Origin of the sequence: Pseudomonas sp. Irchel s3b2, from assembly GCF_900187445.1 — a bacterium.
In the GTDB taxonomy this organism is placed as follows: domain Bacteria; phylum Pseudomonadota; class Gammaproteobacteria; order Pseudomonadales; family Pseudomonadaceae; genus Aquipseudomonas.
In genome coordinates this window covers 332,750-350,754 of record NZ_FYEB01000003.1, presented here as the reverse complement: position 1 = coordinate 350,754, position 18,005 = coordinate 332,750, and the positions used below count along the sequence as shown (strand labels likewise).

Here is an 18,005-nt window from a genome sequence, read left to right as displayed (position 1 = left end):
ACGACTGTTCGATGGAAATTGTCATGTCCAGGTTTTCTGCTGACACACGTTTGGGCGCTGCCCAGGCTTCTTTTGCCCTGAACGAACCCCGCGTTCGTTTCAGGCACGCCACCGCCGTTCTTTGCGGCTTGCTGCTGACACCGATGGTGCTGGCCGATGAACACGCCGACCACACCGAAGAACTGAGCCCGACGGTGATCACCGCCATTGCGCCGAGCTCGCCACTGACCATCGTCACCAACCCCAAGGACCCGCGCCAACCGGTGCCGGCCAGCGACGGTGGCGATTATCTGAAGACCATCCCCGGTTTCGCGCTGGTGCGCAACGGCGGCACCAACGGCGATCCGGTGCTGCGCGGCATGTTCGGCTCGCGACTGAATATCCTCACCAACGGCAGCATGATGCTCGGCGCCTGCCCCGGCCGCATGGACGCACCGACCTCGTACATTTCACCGGAAACCTACGACAAACTCACCGTCATCAAAGGCCCGCAAACCGTGCTTTGGGGCCCCGGCGCATCGGCCGGCACCGTCCTGTTCGACCGGGAACCGGAAAGCTTCGGCGAACTCGGCACCCGGGTGGACGCCAGCGTACTGGCTGGTTCCAACGGCCGTTTCGACAAAGTGGTGGACGCCGCTGCTGGTGGGCCACGGGGTTACGTGCGAGTGATCGGCAACACCGCGCATTCCGACGACTACAAGGACGGCAACAACGACACCGTGCCCTCGCGCTATGACAAGTGGAACGGCGACGTCGCTGTCGGCTGGACCCCGAGCGCCGACACGCTGCTGGAACTGACCGCCGGCAAGGGTGACGGCGAAGCCCGTTACGCCGGGCGTAGCATGGACGGTTCGCAGTTCTTGCGCGAAAGCCTTGGCCTGCGTTTCGAGCAGTCGAACATCGGTGAGGTGCTGGATAAGGTCGAAGCGCAGGTCTACTACAACTACGCCGACCACGTGATGGACAACTACACCCTGCGCACACCGTCAGGCACCGGCATGATGGCCGGCCCCATGGCCTCCAACGTCGATCGCCGAACCCTCGGCGCACGAATCAAAGCCACCTGGCGCTGGGCCGATGTGCAGTTGATCAGTGGCCTGGATGCACAGACCAACGAACACCGCCAACGCAGCGCCATGGGCGTCGATGCTTACAAGGATGTGCCACGTAACAAGGACGCCGACTTCCATAACTATGGCGTGTTCAGCGAACTGACCTGGTACGTCGCCGACCGTGATCGGTTGATCACCGGTGCACGCCTGGACCGTGCGTCGGCCAAGGATTATCGGCAAACCCTCGGCTCCGGGATGATGGCCCGCCCGAACCCGACGGCCGACGACACCCGCGCCGACACCTTGCCCAGCGGTTTCGTCCGTTACGAGCATGACCTGGCCGACAGCCCGACCACGCTGTATGCGGGCCTCGGTCACGCCCAGCGTTTCCCGGATTACTGGGAGCTGTTCTCGCCCAAGTCCGGCCCCGCCGGTTCGGTGAATGCCTTCGACTCGATCAAGCCGGAGAAAACCACCCAGCTCGACTTTGGCCTGCAATACAAGACTGAAGACCTCGAAGCCTGGGCCTCGGGTTACGTCGGACAGGTGCGTGACTACATCCTGTTCAACTACACGCCGGGGATGATGGGCATGACCTCGCAAGCCGAGAACATCGACGCGCGAATCATGGGCGGCGAACTCGGTGCGGCCTACAAGCTGACGGCAAACTGGAAAGCCGACGCGACCCTGGCCTACGCCTGGGGCAAGAACAGCAGCGACGACAGCGCGCTGCCGCAGATGCCACCGCTGGATGCGCGTTTCGGCCTGACCTACAGCGAAGACAACTGGAGTGCCGGCGCCTTGTGGCGGGTGGTTGCGGCGCAAAACCGCATCGACCAGAACAAGGGCAACGTGGTCGGCAAAGACTTCGATACGAGCTCGGGCTTTGGCGTGTTCTCACTCAACGGCGCGTATCGGATCAACAAGAACTGGAAGGTCAGCAGCGGCGTCGACAATTTGTTCGGCAAGGCTTACGCCGAACACTTGAACCTGGCGGGCAACGCCGGTTTCGGCTTCCCGGCCAATGATCCGCAAGCCATCAACGAACCGGGGCGCACGCTCTGGACCAAGGTGGATATGAGCTTTTAAGAGCTTCGCGGGCAAGCCTCGCTCCTACAGGTTTTGTGTCGTACGCAATATTTGTGATCGACATAAATCCCGTAGGAGCGAGGCTTGCCCGCGAACGACTGCGCAGCAGTCACCAGACAACAACAAAAGACCCAAGCCTAGCGGAGCACACAAATGAAACACCCCAAACCGAATTTCTACAACCTGGCCTGGCGCTGGCATTTCTATGCCGGCCTGTTCGTCGCGCCATTCATGGTGATGCTGGCCCTGACCGGCATCATCTACCTGTTCAAACCGCAACTCGATCCATTGATGTACGGCAGCCTGCTGAACGTCCCTGCTGGTCATCACAAAGTTTCCGCCGATGACCTGCTCAAGCGGGTAAAAGAGGCGTACCCCCAAGGCCAGATCAAACAGTACCTGCCGCCGGCCAATGCCGAACGCAGTGCGCAATTTGTCGTCATCAATGAAGGTCATGAACTGAACGTGTTCATCGATCCGTATCACGGCGACATCCTTGGCGAGCAAGACGCGAAGAAGAATCTGCAAGCGATTTCGCGCTCGATTCACGGCGAGTTGATGATCGGCACCGTCGGTGATCGACTGGTGGAACTGGCCGCTGGTTGGGGCGTCGTGCTGGTGGTCTCAGGGGTATTTTTATGGTGGCCGCGCAGCCAGTCCGCCGGGATTCTCTGGCCACGCTTGAACAGTCGTGGCCGAGTGCTCTGGCGTGACCTGCACGCGGTGACCGGGTTCTGGGGCGCGGCATTGCTGCTGGTGATGCTGCTCAGCGGCATGACCTGGACCGGGTTCTGGGGCAAGCAATACGCCGACCTCTGGAACCGCTTCCCGGTAGCCATGTGGAACGACGTGCCGAAGTCCGACGTCGAGGCCCGCAGCCTCAACAGCGCCACGCGCCAGACCGTGCCGTGGGCCATGGAAAACACGCCGATGCCGATGTCCGGCGACCACGCCGAACACATGGCTCACGCCAGCACGCAAGCGGGTCCGGCAGCGCCAACCATCAGCCTGCAAGACGTGCAAAACATCGCCGTGCAGCGCAAGGTCGAGCCCGGCTACAGCATCACCGTCCCCACCACAGCCACCGGCGTGTTCACCATCGCCGTGTTCGCCGACGACCCGCGCAACGACGCCACCTTGCATGTCGACCAGTACACCGGCGACGTCCTCGCCGACGTGCGCTGGCAGCATTACAGCAACGTCGCCCGGGCCACGGAAGTCGGCGTGATGCTGCACGAAGGCAAGATGTTCGGCCCGTTCAATCAGATCATCGTACTGCTGATCTGCCTGATGATTTTGCTCAGCGCCGTCAGCGGCGTAGTGATCTGGTGGAAGCGCCGGCCACAGGGCAAGTTCGGTGTACCGCCGTTGCGTCACGACCTGCCGAAATGGAAAACCGCGATGGTCATCATGTTCGGGCTGGCGGTGATGTTTCCGTTGGTGGGGGCTTCGCTGGTGGTGGTGTGGGTATTGGATCGGGTGCTGCTGTCGCGCTTGAGCCGGCAAACTGAATCCACTTCAGCTTCATCATGAAGCAGGTGAGATGCGTGTTTTAGAGGGATCTATAGACTTCTGGCGATTATCTCTGAAGCATAGGGCCTCTTCGCGGGCAAGCCTCGCTCCTACAAGGTTTATGTCGATCACGAATATTGCGTACGACACAAACCCTGTAGGAGCGAGGCTTGCCCGCGAAGGCGTCATCAGCAACACCAAAAACCCCAAGAGAACTGCATGACCTCGCTGAACCTCACGAACCTCGCCTGGACACCCCTGGGCCACGGCCATTGCCATCACCAGTTCCAGCTGCGTGACGCATCCTTGCACGTGGCCGCCGGTGAGTTCGTCGGTTTGATCGGTCCCAACGGCAGCGGCAAAACCAGCCTGTTGCGTTGCGCCTATCGTTTCAGCAAACCGGAAAGCGGTGAGGTCAAACTCGACCACCACAACGTCTGGAAGCAATCCTCACGCTGGTGCGCGCAACGCATCGCGGTGGTGTTGCAGGAGTTCCCCGACGCCTTCGGCCTGACCGTCGAGGAAGTGGTCGCCATGGGACGCACGCCGCACAAAGGCCTGTTTGATGGCGACACCCTTGAAGACCGAAAACTCGCGACCCACGCCCTCGAATCGGTCGGCCTCAAGGGGTTCGAAGACCACGCCTTCGCCACCCTTTCCGGCGGTGAAAAGCAGCGCGTAATCCTCGCCCGCGCCTTGGCTCAGCAGCCACAATTGCTGATCCTCGACGAGCCGACCAATCACCTCGACCCGCGCTATCAGCTGGAGCTGTTGCAACTGGTCAAGCGTCTGCAGATCGGCACACTGGCGAGTATCCACGACCTCAATCTGGCGGCAGCTTTCTGCGATCGGCTGTACGTGATCAATCACGGGCGCATCGTGGCCAGCGGCCCACCCAAAGAAGTCCTGACCACACAACTGCTGCACAACGTGTTCGGCGTCGACGCCCTGATCGATGACCACCCCTTGCACGGCTACCCACGAATCACCTGGATAACCCAACCATGACTTTGCGTTCCCTGCTTTGCCTCGCGCTGTTGCTGGGCAGTGCCCAAGCATTGGCCGAGGCCACCCATTACCCGCTGACAGTCCAGAGCTGCAACCGCGAAGTGACTTTCAAGCAAGCACCGAAACACGCGGTCAGCCACGACATCAACATGACCCAGATGATGCTCGCCCTCGGCCTCAAACCAAGGATGGCGGGGTATAGCGGCGTGACGGGCTGGAAGTCGGTGACGCCCGAGATGCAGGCCATCCTAGACGGCTTGCCGGAGCTGGCGGCCAAGTACCCGTCGGTGGAAACCCTGCTCAACGCCAACGTCGATTTCTTCTTCGCCGGTTGGGATTACGGTATGCGCGTTGGCGGTGATCTCACGCCGCAAACCCTGCAACCGCTGGGCATCAACGTCTACGAACTCACCGAGTCCTGCGCCTTCGTCATGAAGCGCCCGCCCGCCAGTCTGGAAGACACTTACAACGACCTGCGCAACCTCGGGAAAATCTTCGACGTGCAGGACCGCGCCAACACCGTGATCGCCGAGATGCAGGCGCAAGTCGCCGACATCCGCAAGGCTCTGCCGACGGACAAACCTCGGGTGTTTCTCTACGACAGCGGTGAGGACCGGGCCATGACTTCCGGTCGTCTCGGCATGCCTCAGGCGCTGATCGACGCTGCCGGTGGGCGCAACATTCTCGACGACGTCGAGGCGAGCTGGACGCGGGTAAATTGGGAGAACGTGGTTGAGCGTAATCCGCAGGTGATCGTGATCGTCGATTACGGCGAAGTCACCGCTGAGCAGAAGGAGCAATTCCTGCTGAACAACCAGGCCCTGCAGTCGGTGGACGCGATCAAGAACCAGCGCTTCATCGTCATTCCTTATGTGCAGGCCACGCCCGGGATCGACAACGTGCTGGCGGTCGAAACCCTGGCCAAGGGTTTCCACGGCGAATGATCGATCGTCGCTATGCCTTGTTGCTGATCACCCTCGGCGCGCTGTTGCTGATGTCGTTTGTGGTGTCGCTGGGCTTCGGTCCGGCGCGGGTGCCAGTGGAGGTGGTGTGGCGAATATTGCTTTACAAGATTTTTGGGTTCGGTGTTCCGGACTGGACTGCCGGCCAGGAACACATCGTCTGGCTGATCCGCGTGCCGCGCATGTTGCTCGGCGCGCTGGTAGGCGCCGGTCTGGCGTTGATTGGCGCGGTGCTGCAAGCGGTGACGCGCAATCCGTTGGCTGATCCGCACCTGTTGGGCGTGACCTCCGGCGCGACCCTCGGCGCGGTGATTGTGGTGCTGCATGTCGGTGAGATTGTCGGGTTGCTGACCTTGCCAATTGCGGCATTTATTGGCGCGTTGTTGAGCATGTTGATCGTGCTGATGATCGCCAATCGTCATGGGCGACTGGACAGTGATCGGCTGCTGTTGTGCGGCGTGGCGGTGTCGTTCGTGATGATGGCGATCGCCAATTTGCTGCTGTTTCTTGGCGATCACCGCGCCAGTTCTGCGGTGATGTTCTGGATGCTCGGCGGGCTCGGGTTGGCGCGTTGGGAATTGCTCACGGTGCCTGCGGCCAGTGTGTTACTCGGGTTGGTGTTGTTGCTGGGGATGGCTCGGCCGTTGAATGCGTTGATGGCGGGTGAGCAGACTGCCGTGACTCTCGGGCTGAATGCTCGCACCGTGCGGCTGCGGGTGTTTTTGATTGCATCATTGATGACAGGGGTGTTGGTGTCGATCAGCGGGTCTATCGGTTTTGTCGGTTTGATGGTGCCGCACATTGCGCGGCGGTTGGTCGGGGCTGAACACCGGCGACTGCTGCCGGTGTGCGTCTTGTTGGGCAGCCTGTTTCTCGTCTGGGTCGACGTGGCCGCACGCACCCTGATCGCCCCGGAAGACTTACCCATCGGCGTCGCCACTGCGGCGATTGGCGGATTGTTCTTCATCGGCCTGATGCGCCGCCGCTGACCTCTTTTCTCCGGATGCACACAGGCCCCTGTAGGACTGTGGACTGTAGGAGCTGTCGAGTGAAACGAGGCTGCGATCTTTTGATCTTAAAAAATCAAGATCAAAAGATCGCAGCCTCGTTTCACTCGACAGCTCCTACGGTAATCCGTGTCAGACGGAATTCGGTGTCAGACGCGGGATTGATCGTTCCCACGCTCCCGCGTGGGAATGCCGCCCGGGACGCTCCGCGTTGCGCTTTTGAATGTTTAACGGATGTGTCAAAACACGGAACTTTCCCACGCCTTTTTCAGGTTGTTCGTCGGACGCGAGCCCTCTAGTCTTGGGCTGTCGCTGAACACTCAGCGATCGGGTGTGAGAACCCGGTAACAGAGATGTATGAATCTACCGCCAGTATCACCATAATTGCCGCCAGCTATTCGCTGCCTGCAATGCTCTATGGCGGCTGTGTGCGGGCGGACTTCGGTCCGGCCGGTTCTCTGTTCCCGGTTTTCTCACCCTGCACATAGCTGCCACCACTTTCCGTGTGAGAAACGGCAAGTGAGGGCCCCTGCATGGACAGAGAACTTAAATGAAGAAATCAGTACCCGATCCCCCGCCGCAATACACCGAAAAAACCCGCCGCCCCAGCACCATGTTCATCGTCGCCCCGGGTGCCGACACCGAAAGCCTCCTGGCCCACGCCTACGAATCGTTGGCCTCAGCGAGTGTTCTGGCCAGCGATTTCGCCAACAACCTGATCGGCCCGCAGCGCCACACGGCATTGGCGATCCAACAGGTCATCATGCTGGCAGAGCTGGCGGTGAATCGGGCGCTGGATACCGTCGATCCGGCGTAGACACACCGCAAACAATGTGGGAGCGGGCTTGCTCGCGAAGGCGGCGGCACATCCACCATCACGGTGACTGACCCACCGCTTTCGCGGGCAAGCCTCGCTCCTACAGGTGCTTTGTGTCGTACACCGAATATGTGAACGACGATGAACCCGAGACAATATCTGCGCCCCAATGTGGCGCACCTCTTCGCACCAACACGCCAATCGCGTTCCCTCATGGTGCGCTGCCCACACCGCGCAACCGCTCTAATACGACATTTCCTTGCCCTTCCCCGACCGGGCACAGCCCTTGCTAAAGACCCTTCAGTCGTCCGCATCTGCCAACCATAAAAAACTTTAACGTTCATGGAGATCGCACAATGAAGCGTCGCAGTTTGATCAAGGCTTTCACACTATCGGCAAGCATTGCCGCGATGGGCATGGCCTGGACGGTCCAGGCCGCCGAGACTATCAAGGTCGGTATTCTGCATTCGTTGTCCGGCACCATGGCGATCTCCGAAACCTCGCTCAAAGACATGGCGTTGATGACCATCGACGAAATCAATGCCAAGGGTGGCGTGAACGGCAAGATGCTGGAGCCGGTGGTGGTTGACCCAGCGTCGAACTGGCCGTTGTTCGCCGAAAAGGGCCGGCAGTTGCTGACTCAGGACAAGGTGGCGGTGGTGTTCGGTTGCTGGACGTCGGTGTCGCGTAAATCGGTGCTGCCGGTGTTCGAAGAACTCAACGGCCTCCTGTTCTACCCTGTGCAATACGAAGGCGAAGAGATGTCGCCGAACGTGTTCTACACCGGCGCGGCGCCTAACCAGCAGGCGATTCCGGCGGTGGAATACCTGATGAGCGAAGAAGGCGGCAGCGCCAAGCGCTACTTCCTGCTGGGCACCGACTACGTTTACCCGCGCACCACCAACAAGATTCTGCGTTCGTTCCTGCATTCCAAAGGTGTGGCCGACAAGGACATCGAAGAGGTCTACACCCCGTTCGGCCACAGCGACTATCAAACCATCGTGGCCAACATCAAAAAATTCTCCGCCGGTGGCAAGACTGCGGTCATCTCCACGGTCAACGGCGACTCCAACGTGCCGTTCTATAAAGAGCTGGCTAACCAGGGCCTGAAAGCCACCGACGTTCCGGTCGTGGCGTTCTCCGTGGGTGAAGAAGAACTGCGTGGCATCGACACCAAACCGCTGGTGGGCAACCTCGCGGCGTGGAACTACTTCGAGTCGGTCGAGAACCCGCAGAACAAGAAATTCGTCGCCGACTGGAAAGCCTACGCCAAGAAACACAACCTGCCGGGCGCCGACAAAGCGGTGACCAACGACCCGATGGAAGCCACCTACGTCGGCATCCACATGTGGGCGCAAGCAGCCGAGAAAGCCAAGTCCACCGATGTCAACAAAGTCCGCGAAGCCCTGGCTGGCCAGACTTTTGCCGCGCCGTCCGGCTACACCTTGACCATGGACAAGACCAACCACCACCTGCACAAACCAGTGATGATCGGCGAGATCCAGGCCGACGGTCAGTTCAACGTGGTGTGGCAGACCGAAGGGCCGATCCGCGCCCAGCCGTGGAGCCCGTTCATTCAGGGTAACGACAAGAAGCCGGACTATGCGGTGAAGAGCAACTGATTCACCCCGCTTAGCCTGATCGTTCCCACGCTCCGCGTGGGAATGCCTCAACGGACGCTCTGCGTCCGCTTTGGGACGCGGAGCGTCCCGGGCTGCATTCCCACGCGGAGCGTGGGAACGATCAATACAGGACACTCGCTATGCCCACCGCCCTTTACCGCTTGATCCTCGCCATCGCGCTGCTGTTACCGATGGCCTCCCACGCCGGCGACGCCGAAGACTTCGTCGCCGCCAATCCCGTGCAACAAGCAAAACTTCTCGAAGCCTGGGCCGCGCAGCCCGATCCGGTCCGTATAGAACTGATCAACGCCCTGCAACAAGGCGAGTTGACCATCGATGGCCAACCGAAAACCCTGCGCCTGAACAACCGTCTCCGAGGTCTGATCGACACCGCTTTGGCCAGCCACCAATTGCTCGCCGCCGACGCCAAAATCCGTCTGGCAGCTGCGCAGCAATTGCAGAAAAGCGCCAAACCCGCGCAGCTGAAATTCCTCGACCAGCAATTGGCTGGCGAAAAAGACGAAACCGTTCACGCCGCCCTGAGCCTGGCGCTGGCCAATCTGCAACTGGTCGATACCGACCCGGCCGTGCGCCTTGCAGCCGTGCGTTTGCTCGGTGAAACCGGCGACCCATTGGCCCGCACTCGCCTCGAAGGTTTGCTTGAACCCGGCGTCGAAGCCGATGCCACTGTGCGCACCGCCGCCGAAACCAGTCTGGCTCAGGTCAAACGCAAACTGCTGATCGGCGAGATGCTCGGCCAAGCCTTCAGCGGCATGTCCCTCGGTTCGATTCTGTTACTGGCGGCCCTCGGATTGGCGATCACCTTCGGCCTGCTCGGCGTGATCAACATGGCCCACGGCGAGATGCTGATGCTCGGCGCTTACTCGACGTACGTGGTGCAGTTGATGTTCCAGCGCTTCGCCCCGCAAGCTATTGAGTTCTATCCGTTGATCGCCTTACCTGTAGCGTTTTTTGTCACCGCCGGGATCGGCATGGCGCTGGAGCGCACGGTGATTCGTCACCTCTACGGTCGCCCATTGGAAACCCTGCTCGCCACCTGGGGCATCAGCCTGATGCTGATTCAATTGGTGCGGCTGGTGTTCGGCGCGCAGAACGTTGAAGTGGCCAACCCGACGTGGTTGTCGGGCGGGATTCAGGTGCTGCCGAACCTGGTGCTGCCGTACAACCGAATCGTGATCATCGCGTTCGCCTTGTTTGTGGTGGTGCTGACCTGGCTGCTGCTGAACAAGACTCGCCTCGGTTTGAACGTGCGCGCCGTCACCCAGAATCGCAACATGGCCGCCTGCTGCGGCGTACCGACCGGGCGCGTCGACATGCTCGCCTTCGGCCTCGGCTCCGGCATTGCAGGCCTCGGCGGAGTAGCCCTCAGCCAGATCGGCAACGTTGGCCCGGACCTCGGTCAGAGCTACATCATTGATTCGTTCCTGGTGGTGGTGCTCGGCGGTGTCGGTCAGCTAGCCGGTAGCGTGCTGGCCGCCTTCGGTCTGGGCATCGCCAACAAAATTCTCGAACCGCAGATCGGTGCGGTGCTGGGCAAAATCCTGATCCTCGCGCTGATCATTCTGTTCATCCAGAAACGTCCGCAAGGCCTCTTCGCACTGAAAGGACGGGTGATCGACTGATGAACCAGCCTCTACTCGTTAGCGCAACACAAAAAGCCGGCCCCAAAGTCACGATTGCCGTTGGCGCGGTGATCCTCGTTCTGCTGCTGGCATTACCGCTACTGTCGCTGTTGCCGGCGGACAGCACGTTTCACGTCTCGGCTTATACGCTGACGCTGATGGGCAAAATCCTTTGCTACGCCATCGTCGCCCTGGCCCTTGATCTGGTCTGGGGGTATGCCGGCTTGCTGTCACTGGGTCACGGTCTGTTCTTCGCCCTGGGCGGTTATGCGATGGGCATGTACTTGATGCGCCAGGCTTCAGGCGACGGCTTGCCGGCGTTCATGACCTTTCTGTCGTGGACCGAGCTGCCGTGGTACTGGACCGGCACCAGCAGCTTCCTCTGGGCCATGTGCCTGGTGGTATTGGCGCCGGGGCTGCTCGCACTGGTGTTCGGTTTTTTCGCCTTCCGTTCGCGGATCAAGGGCGTGTATTTCTCGATCATGACCCAGGCCCTGACCTTCGCCGGGATGCTGCTGTTTTTCCGCAACGAAACCGGGTTTGGTGGCAACAACGGCTTCACCAACTTCCGCACCATTCTCGGGTTTGGCATCACTGAACCGGGGACTCGCGTGGTGTTGTTTTTCGCCACAGTGCTGTTGCTGGTGGCGAGCCTGTTCATCGGTTGGCGGCTGGCGCAAAGCAAGTTCGGTCGAGTGCTGACCGCGTTGCGCGATGCGGAAAACCGTCTGATGTTCTGTGGCTACGACCCGCGCGGTTTCAAGTTGTTTGTCTGGGTATTGAGCGCGGTGTTGTGTGGCCTGGCTGGGGCGCTGTATGTGCCGCAAGTCGGAATCATCAACCCGAGTGAAATGTCGCCGACCAACTCCATCGAAGCCGCCGTTTGGGTGGCGCTGGGTGGTCGCGGCACGCTGATCGGTCCACTGCTCGGCGCGGGCGTGGTCAATGGGATGAAGAGCTGGTTCACCGTGGCGTTTCCGGAGTACTGGCTGTTTTTCCTCGGCGCATTGTTCATCGTCGTGACCTTGTATCTGCCCAAAGGCGTGATAGGGCTGCTGAAGAAAAAGGGTGAATCATGAGAATCACAGCAACGGCGGAATTCATGCTCGAACCGGCCTTTTTTCCAGTAGAGCCCAACAAGGATGCCGGCAGCAGCCGCGACGCCATCGGCCTCGGCCAGCGCGCCGGCCCCGGCCTGAACACGCGCCACGGCACCATCCTGACCCTGGAAGACATCAGCGTCAGCTTCGATGGCTTCAAGGCGCTGAACGATCTGAACCTGTACATCGGCGTCGGCGAATTGCGCTGCATCATTGGTCCCAACGGCGCGGGCAAGACCACGCTGATGGACGTGATTACCGGCAAGACCCGCCCGAGTCACGGCAAGGCCTGGTTCGGTGAAACCCTCGATCTGACGCAGATGAGTGAAGTGCAGATTGCTCAGGCCGGTATCGGTCGCAAGTTCCAGAAGCCGACGGTGTTCGAAGCCTTGAGCGTGTTCGAAAACCTGGAGCTGGCGCAGAAAACCGACAAGTCGGTATGGGCCAGCCTGCGGGCTCGTCTCAGTGGCGAGCAGAAAGATCGCATCAGCGAAGTGCTGGACACCATTCGCCTGACCGCCTCGGTCAATCGCCCGGCGGGGTTGTTGTCCCACGGTCAGAAGCAGTTTCTGGAAATCGGCATGCTGCTGATGCAAGACCCGCAACTGCTGCTGCTCGATGAACCAGTGGCGGGCATGACCGATGCCGAAACCGAATTCACCGCCGAGCTGTTCAAAAGCCTGGCCGGTAAGCACTCGCTGATGGTGGTGGAACACGACATGGGCTTCGTCGGCTCGATCGCCGACCACGTCACCGTGTTGCATCAGGGCAGCGTGCTGGCCGAAGGGTCGCTGGAACAGGTGCAGGACAATGAGCGGGTGATCGAGGTGTACCTCGGCCGCTGAATCCTATGTGCATGATCGTTCCCACGCTCTGCGTGGGAACGATCATTGGAGAGATTTTAAGATGCTGCAAGTCGACAAGCTGCACCAGTACTACGGCGGTAGCCACATCCTGCGAGGCCTGACGTTTGAGGTGAAGGTCGGCGAAGTCACCTGCCTTCTCGGGCGCAATGGCGTGGGCAAGACCACCCTGCTCAAATGCCTGATGGGGCTGCTGCCGGCCAAGGAAGGCGCGGTGAACTGGGAGGGCAAACCGATCACCACGTTCAAGCCGCACCAACGGGTGCATGCCGGCATCGCTTACGTGCCTCAGGGCCGGGAAATCTTCGGCCGCCTGACCGTGGAAGAAAATCTGCTGATGGGCCTGTCGCGGTTTCCCGGTTCTGAAGCGAAGGAAGTCCCGGCGTTCATCTACGAGCTGTTCCCGGTGCTGCTGCAAATGAAGCAACGGCGTGGCGGTGACTTGTCCGGGGGTCAGCAACAGCAGTTGGCGATTGGCAGAGCACTGGCCAGCCGTCCACGGTTGCTGATTCTCGACGAACCCACCGAAGGCATTCAGCCGTCGGTGATCAAGGAAATCGGCGCGGTGATCAAGCAGCTTGCGGCGCGTGGCGACATGGCGATTTTGCTGGTGGAGCAGTTCTACGATTTCGCCGCCGAACTGGCCGATCAGTACCTGGTGATGTCCCGGGGCGAGATCGTGCAGCAGGGTCGCGGCGAAAATATGGAAGCCGAAGGTGTCCGTGGACTGGTTACGATCTAACCTGCAGCCTCCTGACGATAATTAGAGATTATGAATTTACCTGCCCCCATCACGCTGTTCACCCCCAGCTGGCATGCCGAACTGGAACTGGGCTACGCCCGCTTCGGCGACAGCACACGCCCGGTGCAGCGCCGCCACAAAGGCCCGCTGCGAGTGCAGAAGCATTTGTATGCCGAAGGCCCCGAGGTGTGTCAGCACATCATCGTCCACCCGCCGGGCGGGATTGCCGGGGGTGATCGGCTGGACATCTCGGCCAGCGTCGGCACGGATGCCTGGGCGCAAATCACCAGCCCCGGCGCCGCCAAGTGGTATCGCGCGGCCGGGCCGGCTTATCAGAAACTCGACCTGCGCGTGGCCGCCGGTGCTACGTTGGAGTGGTTGCCGCAAGAGACGATTATCTTCAGCGACGCTCAGGCGGAACTCAGCACCAGCATCGACCTTGAGGGCGGTGCGCGGCTGTTCTACTGGGACGTGGTGGCGCTGGGTCGCCCGGCCAGCGGCGAGCGCTTCGATCTCGGGCATTTTCAGGCGCACCTGGATATCCGCCGCGACGGCCAGTTGCTCTGGCACGAGCGCCAGCGCATTGTCGGGGATGATGGTTTGCTGGATTCGCCGATAGGGCTGGATGGCCAACCGGTGTTTGCGACGTTGCTGGTGACGGGTGAAATTGATAGCGAATTGCTGGAGAAATGCCGCTCGCTGCCCAATGACGTGCGCGGAGATCTGACGCAATTGCCGGGGCTTTTAGTCGCCCGATGCCTGGCCAGTGAAGCGCTGTTGGCACGTGGTTGGCTGATCGATTTGTGGCGATTGCTCAGGCCGGCATTACTTGGCCGAGAAGCCACCCCGCCACGAATATGGAGCACCTGAACACAATCCACCCTGTAGGAGCGAGGCTTGCCCGCGAAGAACGATAACGCGGCCTTCCCGTTGAACCGAGGCGCTCCCTTCGCGGGCAAGCCTCGCTCCTACAAGTTGAGTGAACTTTTTAACTGCCGACTATGGATTCCAAACGATGGACCTGACCCCACGCGAAAAAGACAAGCTGCTGATCTTCACCGCCGGCCTCGTGGCCGAGCGGCGTTTGGCTCGCGGCGTGAAGCTCAATTACCCGGAGGCCATGGCCTATATTTCCGCGGCGCTGCTCGAAGGCGCGCGTGACGGCCAGACCGTGGCCGAGCTGATGCATTACGGCACCACCCTGCTCAGCCGCGAACAAGTGATGGAAGGCATCCCGGAAATGATCCCGGAGATCCAGGTCGAGGCGACGTTTCCCGACGGCACAAAACTGGTCACCGTTCACCAACCGATCGCCTGAGGCCGCGCCATGACTTACCACATCCGCGATGCACTGCTCGCCGATCTGCCGGCGATCCGCGATATCTACAACGACGCGGTGCTCAATACCACGGCAATCTGGAACGAACAGACCGTGGACCTGGACAACCGCCAGGCCTGGTTCAGCGCCCGGCAGGCCCAGGGTTATCCGGTGCTGGTGATCGGCGACGGCGACGGCGACGGCGACAACAGCGTACTCGGCTACGCTTCATTCGGTGACTGGCGCCCGTTCGACGGGTACCGCCACACGGTCGAGCACTCGGTGTACGTGCGCAACGACCAACGCGGCAATGGCCTCGGGCCGCAACTGATGGAAGCGCTGATCGAACGCGCCAAAGGCTGTAACAAACACGTGATGGTCGCCGCCATCGAAAGCGGTAACGGCGCCTCGATCCGGCTGCACGACCGGGCCGGTTTCGTCGTCACCGGCCAAATGCCGCAGGTGGGTACCAAGTTCGGCCGCTGGCTGGACCTGACCTTCATGCAACTGATTCTTGACCCCGGCGTCATGCCGCCCGGTTCCCACAAGGAGTGATACCCCATGAACGCCGCCCAACTGCGCCGCGTCAATGTTGAAAGCTTTGCGCACTATCGTCAGGGTTTGATTGATTTGCTGCTCGACGCCGTCGGCTATGGCGCCAGCGTCGGGTTCATGGCGGATCTGGATGCCACTCAGGCCCGAGCCTATTTCGATGAAGTCCAGGAGAACCTGAACAAAGGCAACGTGCTGCTGTGGGTGGTGGTCAAGGACGAACAGGTGCAGGCCAGCGTGCAATTGACGTTGTGCCAGAAAGCCAATGGGCTGAACCGCGCCGAAGTGCAGAAACTGCTGGTGCGTGAACACGCCCGTCGTCGCGGCCTGGGCCAACAGATGATGCATGCCGTTGAGCTCGCTGCCCGCCAGCACAAACGCGGCATGCTCTACCTCGACACCGAAGCCGGCTCCCCCGCCGAAGACTTCTACAAGGCGATGGGCTACACCCGCGCCGGCGAAATCCCCGACTACGCCTGCGACCCCAACGGTCGCTACAAACCGACTGCCCTTTACTACAAGATTCTCCAAGGAGCCCATTGATGATTCCCGGTGAATACCAGATCCAGCCCGGCGACATCGAACTCAACGTCGGCCGCCGCACCCTCAGCCTGAAGGTGGCCAACAGCGGCGACCGGCCGATCCAGGTCGGCTCGCATTATCACTTCTTCGAAACCAACGACGCCCTGACCTTCGACCGCGCCGCCAGCCGCGGCATGCGCCTGAACATCCCCGCCGGCACCGCCGTGCGCTTCGAACCGGGGCAGAGCCGCGAGGTTGAGCTGGTGGACCTGGCCGGGCATCGCCGGGTGTTCGGCTTTGCCGGACGGATCATGGGCGACCTCGACTGACTGATCGTTCCCACGCTCTGCGTGGGAATGCATCCCGTGACGCTCCGCGTCACATAACGGCGGACGCAGAGCGTCCATGGCGGCATTCCCACGCAGAGCGTGGGAACGATCAATGAAGGAACTGCAATGAAGATTTCCCGTCAAGCCTACGCCGACATGTTCGGCCCCACCGTCGGTGACAAGGTCCGCCTGGCCGACACCGAGCTGTGGATCGAAGTGGAACAGGACTTCACCACCTACGGCGAAGAAGTGAAATTCGGCGGCGGCAAAGTCATCCGCGATGGCCAGGGCCAGAGCCAGTTACTGGCCGCGGAAGTGGTCGACACGCTGATCACCAACGCGCTGATCATCGACCACTGGGGCATCGTCAAGGCGGACGTCGGCCTCAAGGACGGGCGCATCGCCGCGATCGGCAAGGCCGGCAACCCGGACATCCAGCCCAACGTGACCATCGCCGTCGGCGCCAGCACTGAAGTGATCGCCGGTGAGGGCATGATCCTCACCGCCGGCGGCATCGACACCCATATCCACTTCATCTGCCCGCAACAGATCGAAGAAGCGCTGATGAGCGGCGTCACCACCATGATCGGCGGCGGCACCGGGCCGGCTACCGGCACCAATGCCACCACCTGCACCTCCGGGCCATGGCATCTGGCGCGCATGCTCCAGGCCGCCGATGCCTTCCCGATGAACATCGGCTTCACCGGCAAGGGCAACGCCAGCCTGCCGGAGCCGTTGATCGAACAGGTCAAGGCCGGCGCCATCGGCCTCAAGTTGCATGAGGACTGGGGCACCACGCCAGCGAGCATCGACAACTGCCTGAACGTCGCCGACCAGTACGACGTGCAGGTGGCGATCCATACCGACACCCTCAACGAGTCGGGCTTCGTCGAAACCACCCTCGCCGCCTTCAAGGGCCGCACCATCCACACCTACCACACCGAAGGTGCCGGTGGCGGCCACGCCCCGGACATCATCAAGGCCTGTGGTTTTGCCAACGTGCTGCCGAGTTCCACCAATCCGACCCGGCCGTTCACCCGCAACACCATCGACGAACACCTCGACATGCTGATGGTCTGCCACCACCTGGACCCGAGCATTGCCGAAGACGTGGCCTTCGCTGAAAGCCGTATCCGCCGCGAGACGATTGCCGCCGAAGACATCCTCCACGACCTCGGCGCGTTCTCGATGATCAGCTCCGACAGTCAGGCCATGGGCCGCGTCGGCGAAGTCATCACGCGCACCTGGCAGACCGCCGACAAAATGAAAAAGCAGCGTGGCCCGCTGCCCGCTGACGGCGAAGGCAACGACAACTTCCGCGCCAAACGCTACATTGCCAAATACACCATCAATCCGGCGATCACCCACGGCATCAGCCATGAAGTGGGCTCGGTCGAAGTGGGTAAATGGGCCGATCTGGTGCTCTGGCGCCCGGCGTTTTTCGGTGTCAAACCGACGTTGATTCTCAAGGGCGGCGCCATTGCGGCCAGCCTGATGGGCGACGCCAATGCTTCGATCCCGACGCCGCAACCGGTGCACTACCGCCCGATGTTCGCCAGTTACGGCGGCTCGCTGCACGCCACCAGTCTGACGTTTATCAGCCAGGCGGCGCAGGAGGAGGGACTTCCCGAAGCGTTGGGCCTGAAGAAAAAAATCGCCGTCGTCAAAGGCTGTCGCGAGGTGCAGAAAACCGACCTGATCCACAACGATTACCTGCCGAACATCGACGTCGATCCGCAGACTTATCAGGTCAAGGCCGACGGCGTGTTGCTGTGGTGCGAGCCGGCGGACGTGTTGCCGATGGCCCAGCGCTACTTTCTGTTCTGAACGAAAAAAGCCCCGAACGTCAAACGTCCGGGGCTCGATC

General features: G+C 61.1%; 16 protein-coding genes and 1 pseudogene. All 17 read left to right on the top strand.

What is annotated here, in order from left to right; all coding sequences use genetic code 11:
• Positions 1-143: 143 nt before the first annotated feature.
• On the top strand, positions 144-2,141 hold the full coding sequence (locus CKW20_RS11095; protein WP_371857424.1) for a TonB-dependent copper receptor: 1,998 nt from the start codon (positions 144-146) through the stop codon (positions 2,139-2,141).
• A gap of 153 nt (positions 2,142-2,294) precedes the next feature.
• A complete protein-coding gene (locus CKW20_RS11090) occupies positions 2,295-3,674 on the top strand; it encodes a PepSY domain-containing protein (RefSeq protein ID WP_095052935.1) in 1,380 nt (459 codons plus the stop codon).
• A gap of 198 nt (positions 3,675-3,872) precedes the next feature.
• On the top strand, positions 3,873-4,661 hold the full coding sequence (locus CKW20_RS11085) for an ABC transporter ATP-binding protein (RefSeq protein ID WP_095052934.1): 789 nt from the start codon (positions 3,873-3,875) through the stop codon (positions 4,659-4,661).
• On the top strand, positions 4,658-5,605 hold the full coding sequence (locus CKW20_RS11080) for an ABC transporter substrate-binding protein (protein WP_095052933.1): 948 nt from the start codon (positions 4,658-4,660) through the stop codon (positions 5,603-5,605). The genes CKW20_RS11085 and CKW20_RS11080 overlap by 4 nt, the downstream gene beginning before the upstream one ends.
• Positions 5,602-6,612: an iron ABC transporter permease gene (locus tag CKW20_RS11075; protein WP_095052932.1), complete on the top strand. Its 1,011-nt coding sequence runs from the start codon at positions 5,602-5,604 to the stop codon at positions 6,610-6,612. The genes CKW20_RS11080 and CKW20_RS11075 overlap by 4 nt, the downstream gene beginning before the upstream one ends.
• Positions 6,613-7,198: 586 nt before the next feature.
• Positions 7,199-7,447: pseudogene (locus tag CKW20_RS11070) on the top strand (DUF6124 family protein); the annotation flags it as partial.
• Positions 7,448-7,803: 356 nt separating this feature from the next.
• Positions 7,804-9,069: an urea ABC transporter substrate-binding protein gene (urtA, locus tag CKW20_RS11065; protein WP_007907378.1), complete on the top strand. Its 1,266-nt coding sequence runs from the start codon at positions 7,804-7,806 to the stop codon at positions 9,067-9,069.
• Between the two features lie 140 nt (positions 9,070-9,209).
• Positions 9,210-10,712, top strand: coding sequence for an urea ABC transporter permease subunit UrtB (urtB, locus tag CKW20_RS11060; RefSeq protein WP_095052931.1), 1,503 nt, complete (start codon positions 9,210-9,212; stop codon positions 10,710-10,712).
• Positions 10,712-11,791: an urea ABC transporter permease subunit UrtC gene (gene urtC / locus CKW20_RS11055; protein WP_095052930.1), complete on the top strand. Its 1,080-nt coding sequence runs from the start codon at positions 10,712-10,714 to the stop codon at positions 11,789-11,791. The genes urtB and urtC overlap by 1 nt, the downstream gene beginning before the upstream one ends.
• Complete coding sequence (gene urtD / locus CKW20_RS11050; RefSeq protein WP_095052929.1) at positions 11,788-12,657, top strand: urea ABC transporter ATP-binding protein UrtD; 870 nt, start codon at positions 11,788-11,790, stop codon at positions 12,655-12,657. The genes urtC and urtD overlap by 4 nt, the downstream gene beginning before the upstream one ends.
• Before the next feature lie 61 nt (positions 12,658-12,718).
• Entirely contained in the window at positions 12,719-13,417 is a 699-nt protein-coding gene (gene urtE, locus CKW20_RS11045; protein WP_007907370.1) for an urea ABC transporter ATP-binding subunit UrtE, read from the top strand.
• Positions 13,418-13,447: 30 nt separating this feature from the next.
• Positions 13,448-14,287 (top strand): urease accessory protein UreD, encoded by an 840-nt coding sequence (locus CKW20_RS11040; RefSeq protein ID WP_095052928.1) that lies wholly within the window; start codon positions 13,448-13,450, stop codon positions 14,285-14,287.
• Between the two features lie 145 nt (positions 14,288-14,432).
• Positions 14,433-14,735 carry an urease subunit gamma gene (ureA, locus tag CKW20_RS11035; RefSeq protein ID WP_007937143.1) on the top strand — a complete coding sequence of 101 codons (303 nt, stop codon included), beginning with the start codon at positions 14,433-14,435 and terminating at the stop codon, positions 14,733-14,735.
• A gap of 9 nt (positions 14,736-14,744) precedes the next feature.
• Entirely contained in the window at positions 14,745-15,290 is a 546-nt protein-coding gene (locus tag CKW20_RS11030) for a GNAT family N-acetyltransferase (RefSeq protein ID WP_095052927.1), read from the top strand.
• A gap of 6 nt (positions 15,291-15,296) precedes the next feature.
• Complete coding sequence (locus CKW20_RS11025; RefSeq protein ID WP_050681631.1) at positions 15,297-15,830, top strand: GNAT family N-acetyltransferase; 534 nt, start codon at positions 15,297-15,299, stop codon at positions 15,828-15,830.
• On the top strand, positions 15,830-16,138 hold the full coding sequence (locus CKW20_RS11020; protein WP_008011171.1) for an urease subunit beta: 309 nt from the start codon (positions 15,830-15,832) through the stop codon (positions 16,136-16,138). The genes CKW20_RS11025 and CKW20_RS11020 overlap by 1 nt, the downstream gene beginning before the upstream one ends.
• Positions 16,139-16,264: 126 nt before the next feature.
• Positions 16,265-17,965, top strand: coding sequence for an urease subunit alpha (gene ureC, locus CKW20_RS11015; RefSeq protein WP_095052926.1), 1,701 nt, complete (start codon positions 16,265-16,267; stop codon positions 17,963-17,965).
• The last annotated feature ends 40 nt before the right edge of the window (positions 17,966-18,005 follow it).

Excerpts from the sequence above, each read along its gene's own strand:
- CKW20_RS11095 (WP_371857424.1), top strand. The coding sequence starts at position 144 with ATGGTGCTGGCCGATGAACACGCCGACCACACCGAAGAACTGAGCCCG.
- CKW20_RS11090 (WP_095052935.1), top strand. The coding sequence starts at position 2,295 with ATGAAACACCCCAAACCGAATTTCTACAACCTGGCCTGGCGCTGGCAT.
- CKW20_RS11085 (WP_095052934.1), top strand. The coding sequence starts at position 3,873 with ATGACCTCGCTGAACCTCACGAACCTCGCCTGGACACCCCTGGGCCAC.
- CKW20_RS11080 (WP_095052933.1), top strand. The coding sequence starts at position 4,658 with ATGACTTTGCGTTCCCTGCTTTGCCTCGCGCTGTTGCTGGGCAGTGCC.
- CKW20_RS11075 (WP_095052932.1), top strand. The coding sequence starts at position 5,602 with ATGATCGATCGTCGCTATGCCTTGTTGCTGATCACCCTCGGCGCGCTG.
- urtA (WP_007907378.1), top strand. The coding sequence starts at position 7,804 with ATGAAGCGTCGCAGTTTGATCAAGGCTTTCACACTATCGGCAAGCATT.
- urtB (WP_095052931.1), top strand. The coding sequence starts at position 9,210 with ATGCCCACCGCCCTTTACCGCTTGATCCTCGCCATCGCGCTGCTGTTA.
- urtC (WP_095052930.1), top strand. The coding sequence starts at position 10,712 with ATGAACCAGCCTCTACTCGTTAGCGCAACACAAAAAGCCGGCCCCAAA.
- urtD (WP_095052929.1), top strand. The coding sequence starts at position 11,788 with ATGAGAATCACAGCAACGGCGGAATTCATGCTCGAACCGGCCTTTTTT.
- urtE (WP_007907370.1), top strand. The coding sequence starts at position 12,719 with ATGCTGCAAGTCGACAAGCTGCACCAGTACTACGGCGGTAGCCACATC.
- CKW20_RS11040 (WP_095052928.1), top strand. The coding sequence starts at position 13,448 with ATGAATTTACCTGCCCCCATCACGCTGTTCACCCCCAGCTGGCATGCC.
- ureA (WP_007937143.1), top strand. The coding sequence starts at position 14,433 with ATGGACCTGACCCCACGCGAAAAAGACAAGCTGCTGATCTTCACCGCC.
- CKW20_RS11030 (WP_095052927.1), top strand. The coding sequence starts at position 14,745 with ATGACTTACCACATCCGCGATGCACTGCTCGCCGATCTGCCGGCGATC.
- CKW20_RS11025 (WP_050681631.1), top strand. The coding sequence starts at position 15,297 with ATGAACGCCGCCCAACTGCGCCGCGTCAATGTTGAAAGCTTTGCGCAC.
- CKW20_RS11020 (WP_008011171.1), top strand. The coding sequence starts at position 15,830 with ATGATTCCCGGTGAATACCAGATCCAGCCCGGCGACATCGAACTCAAC.
- ureC (WP_095052926.1), top strand. The coding sequence starts at position 16,265 with ATGAAGATTTCCCGTCAAGCCTACGCCGACATGTTCGGCCCCACCGTC.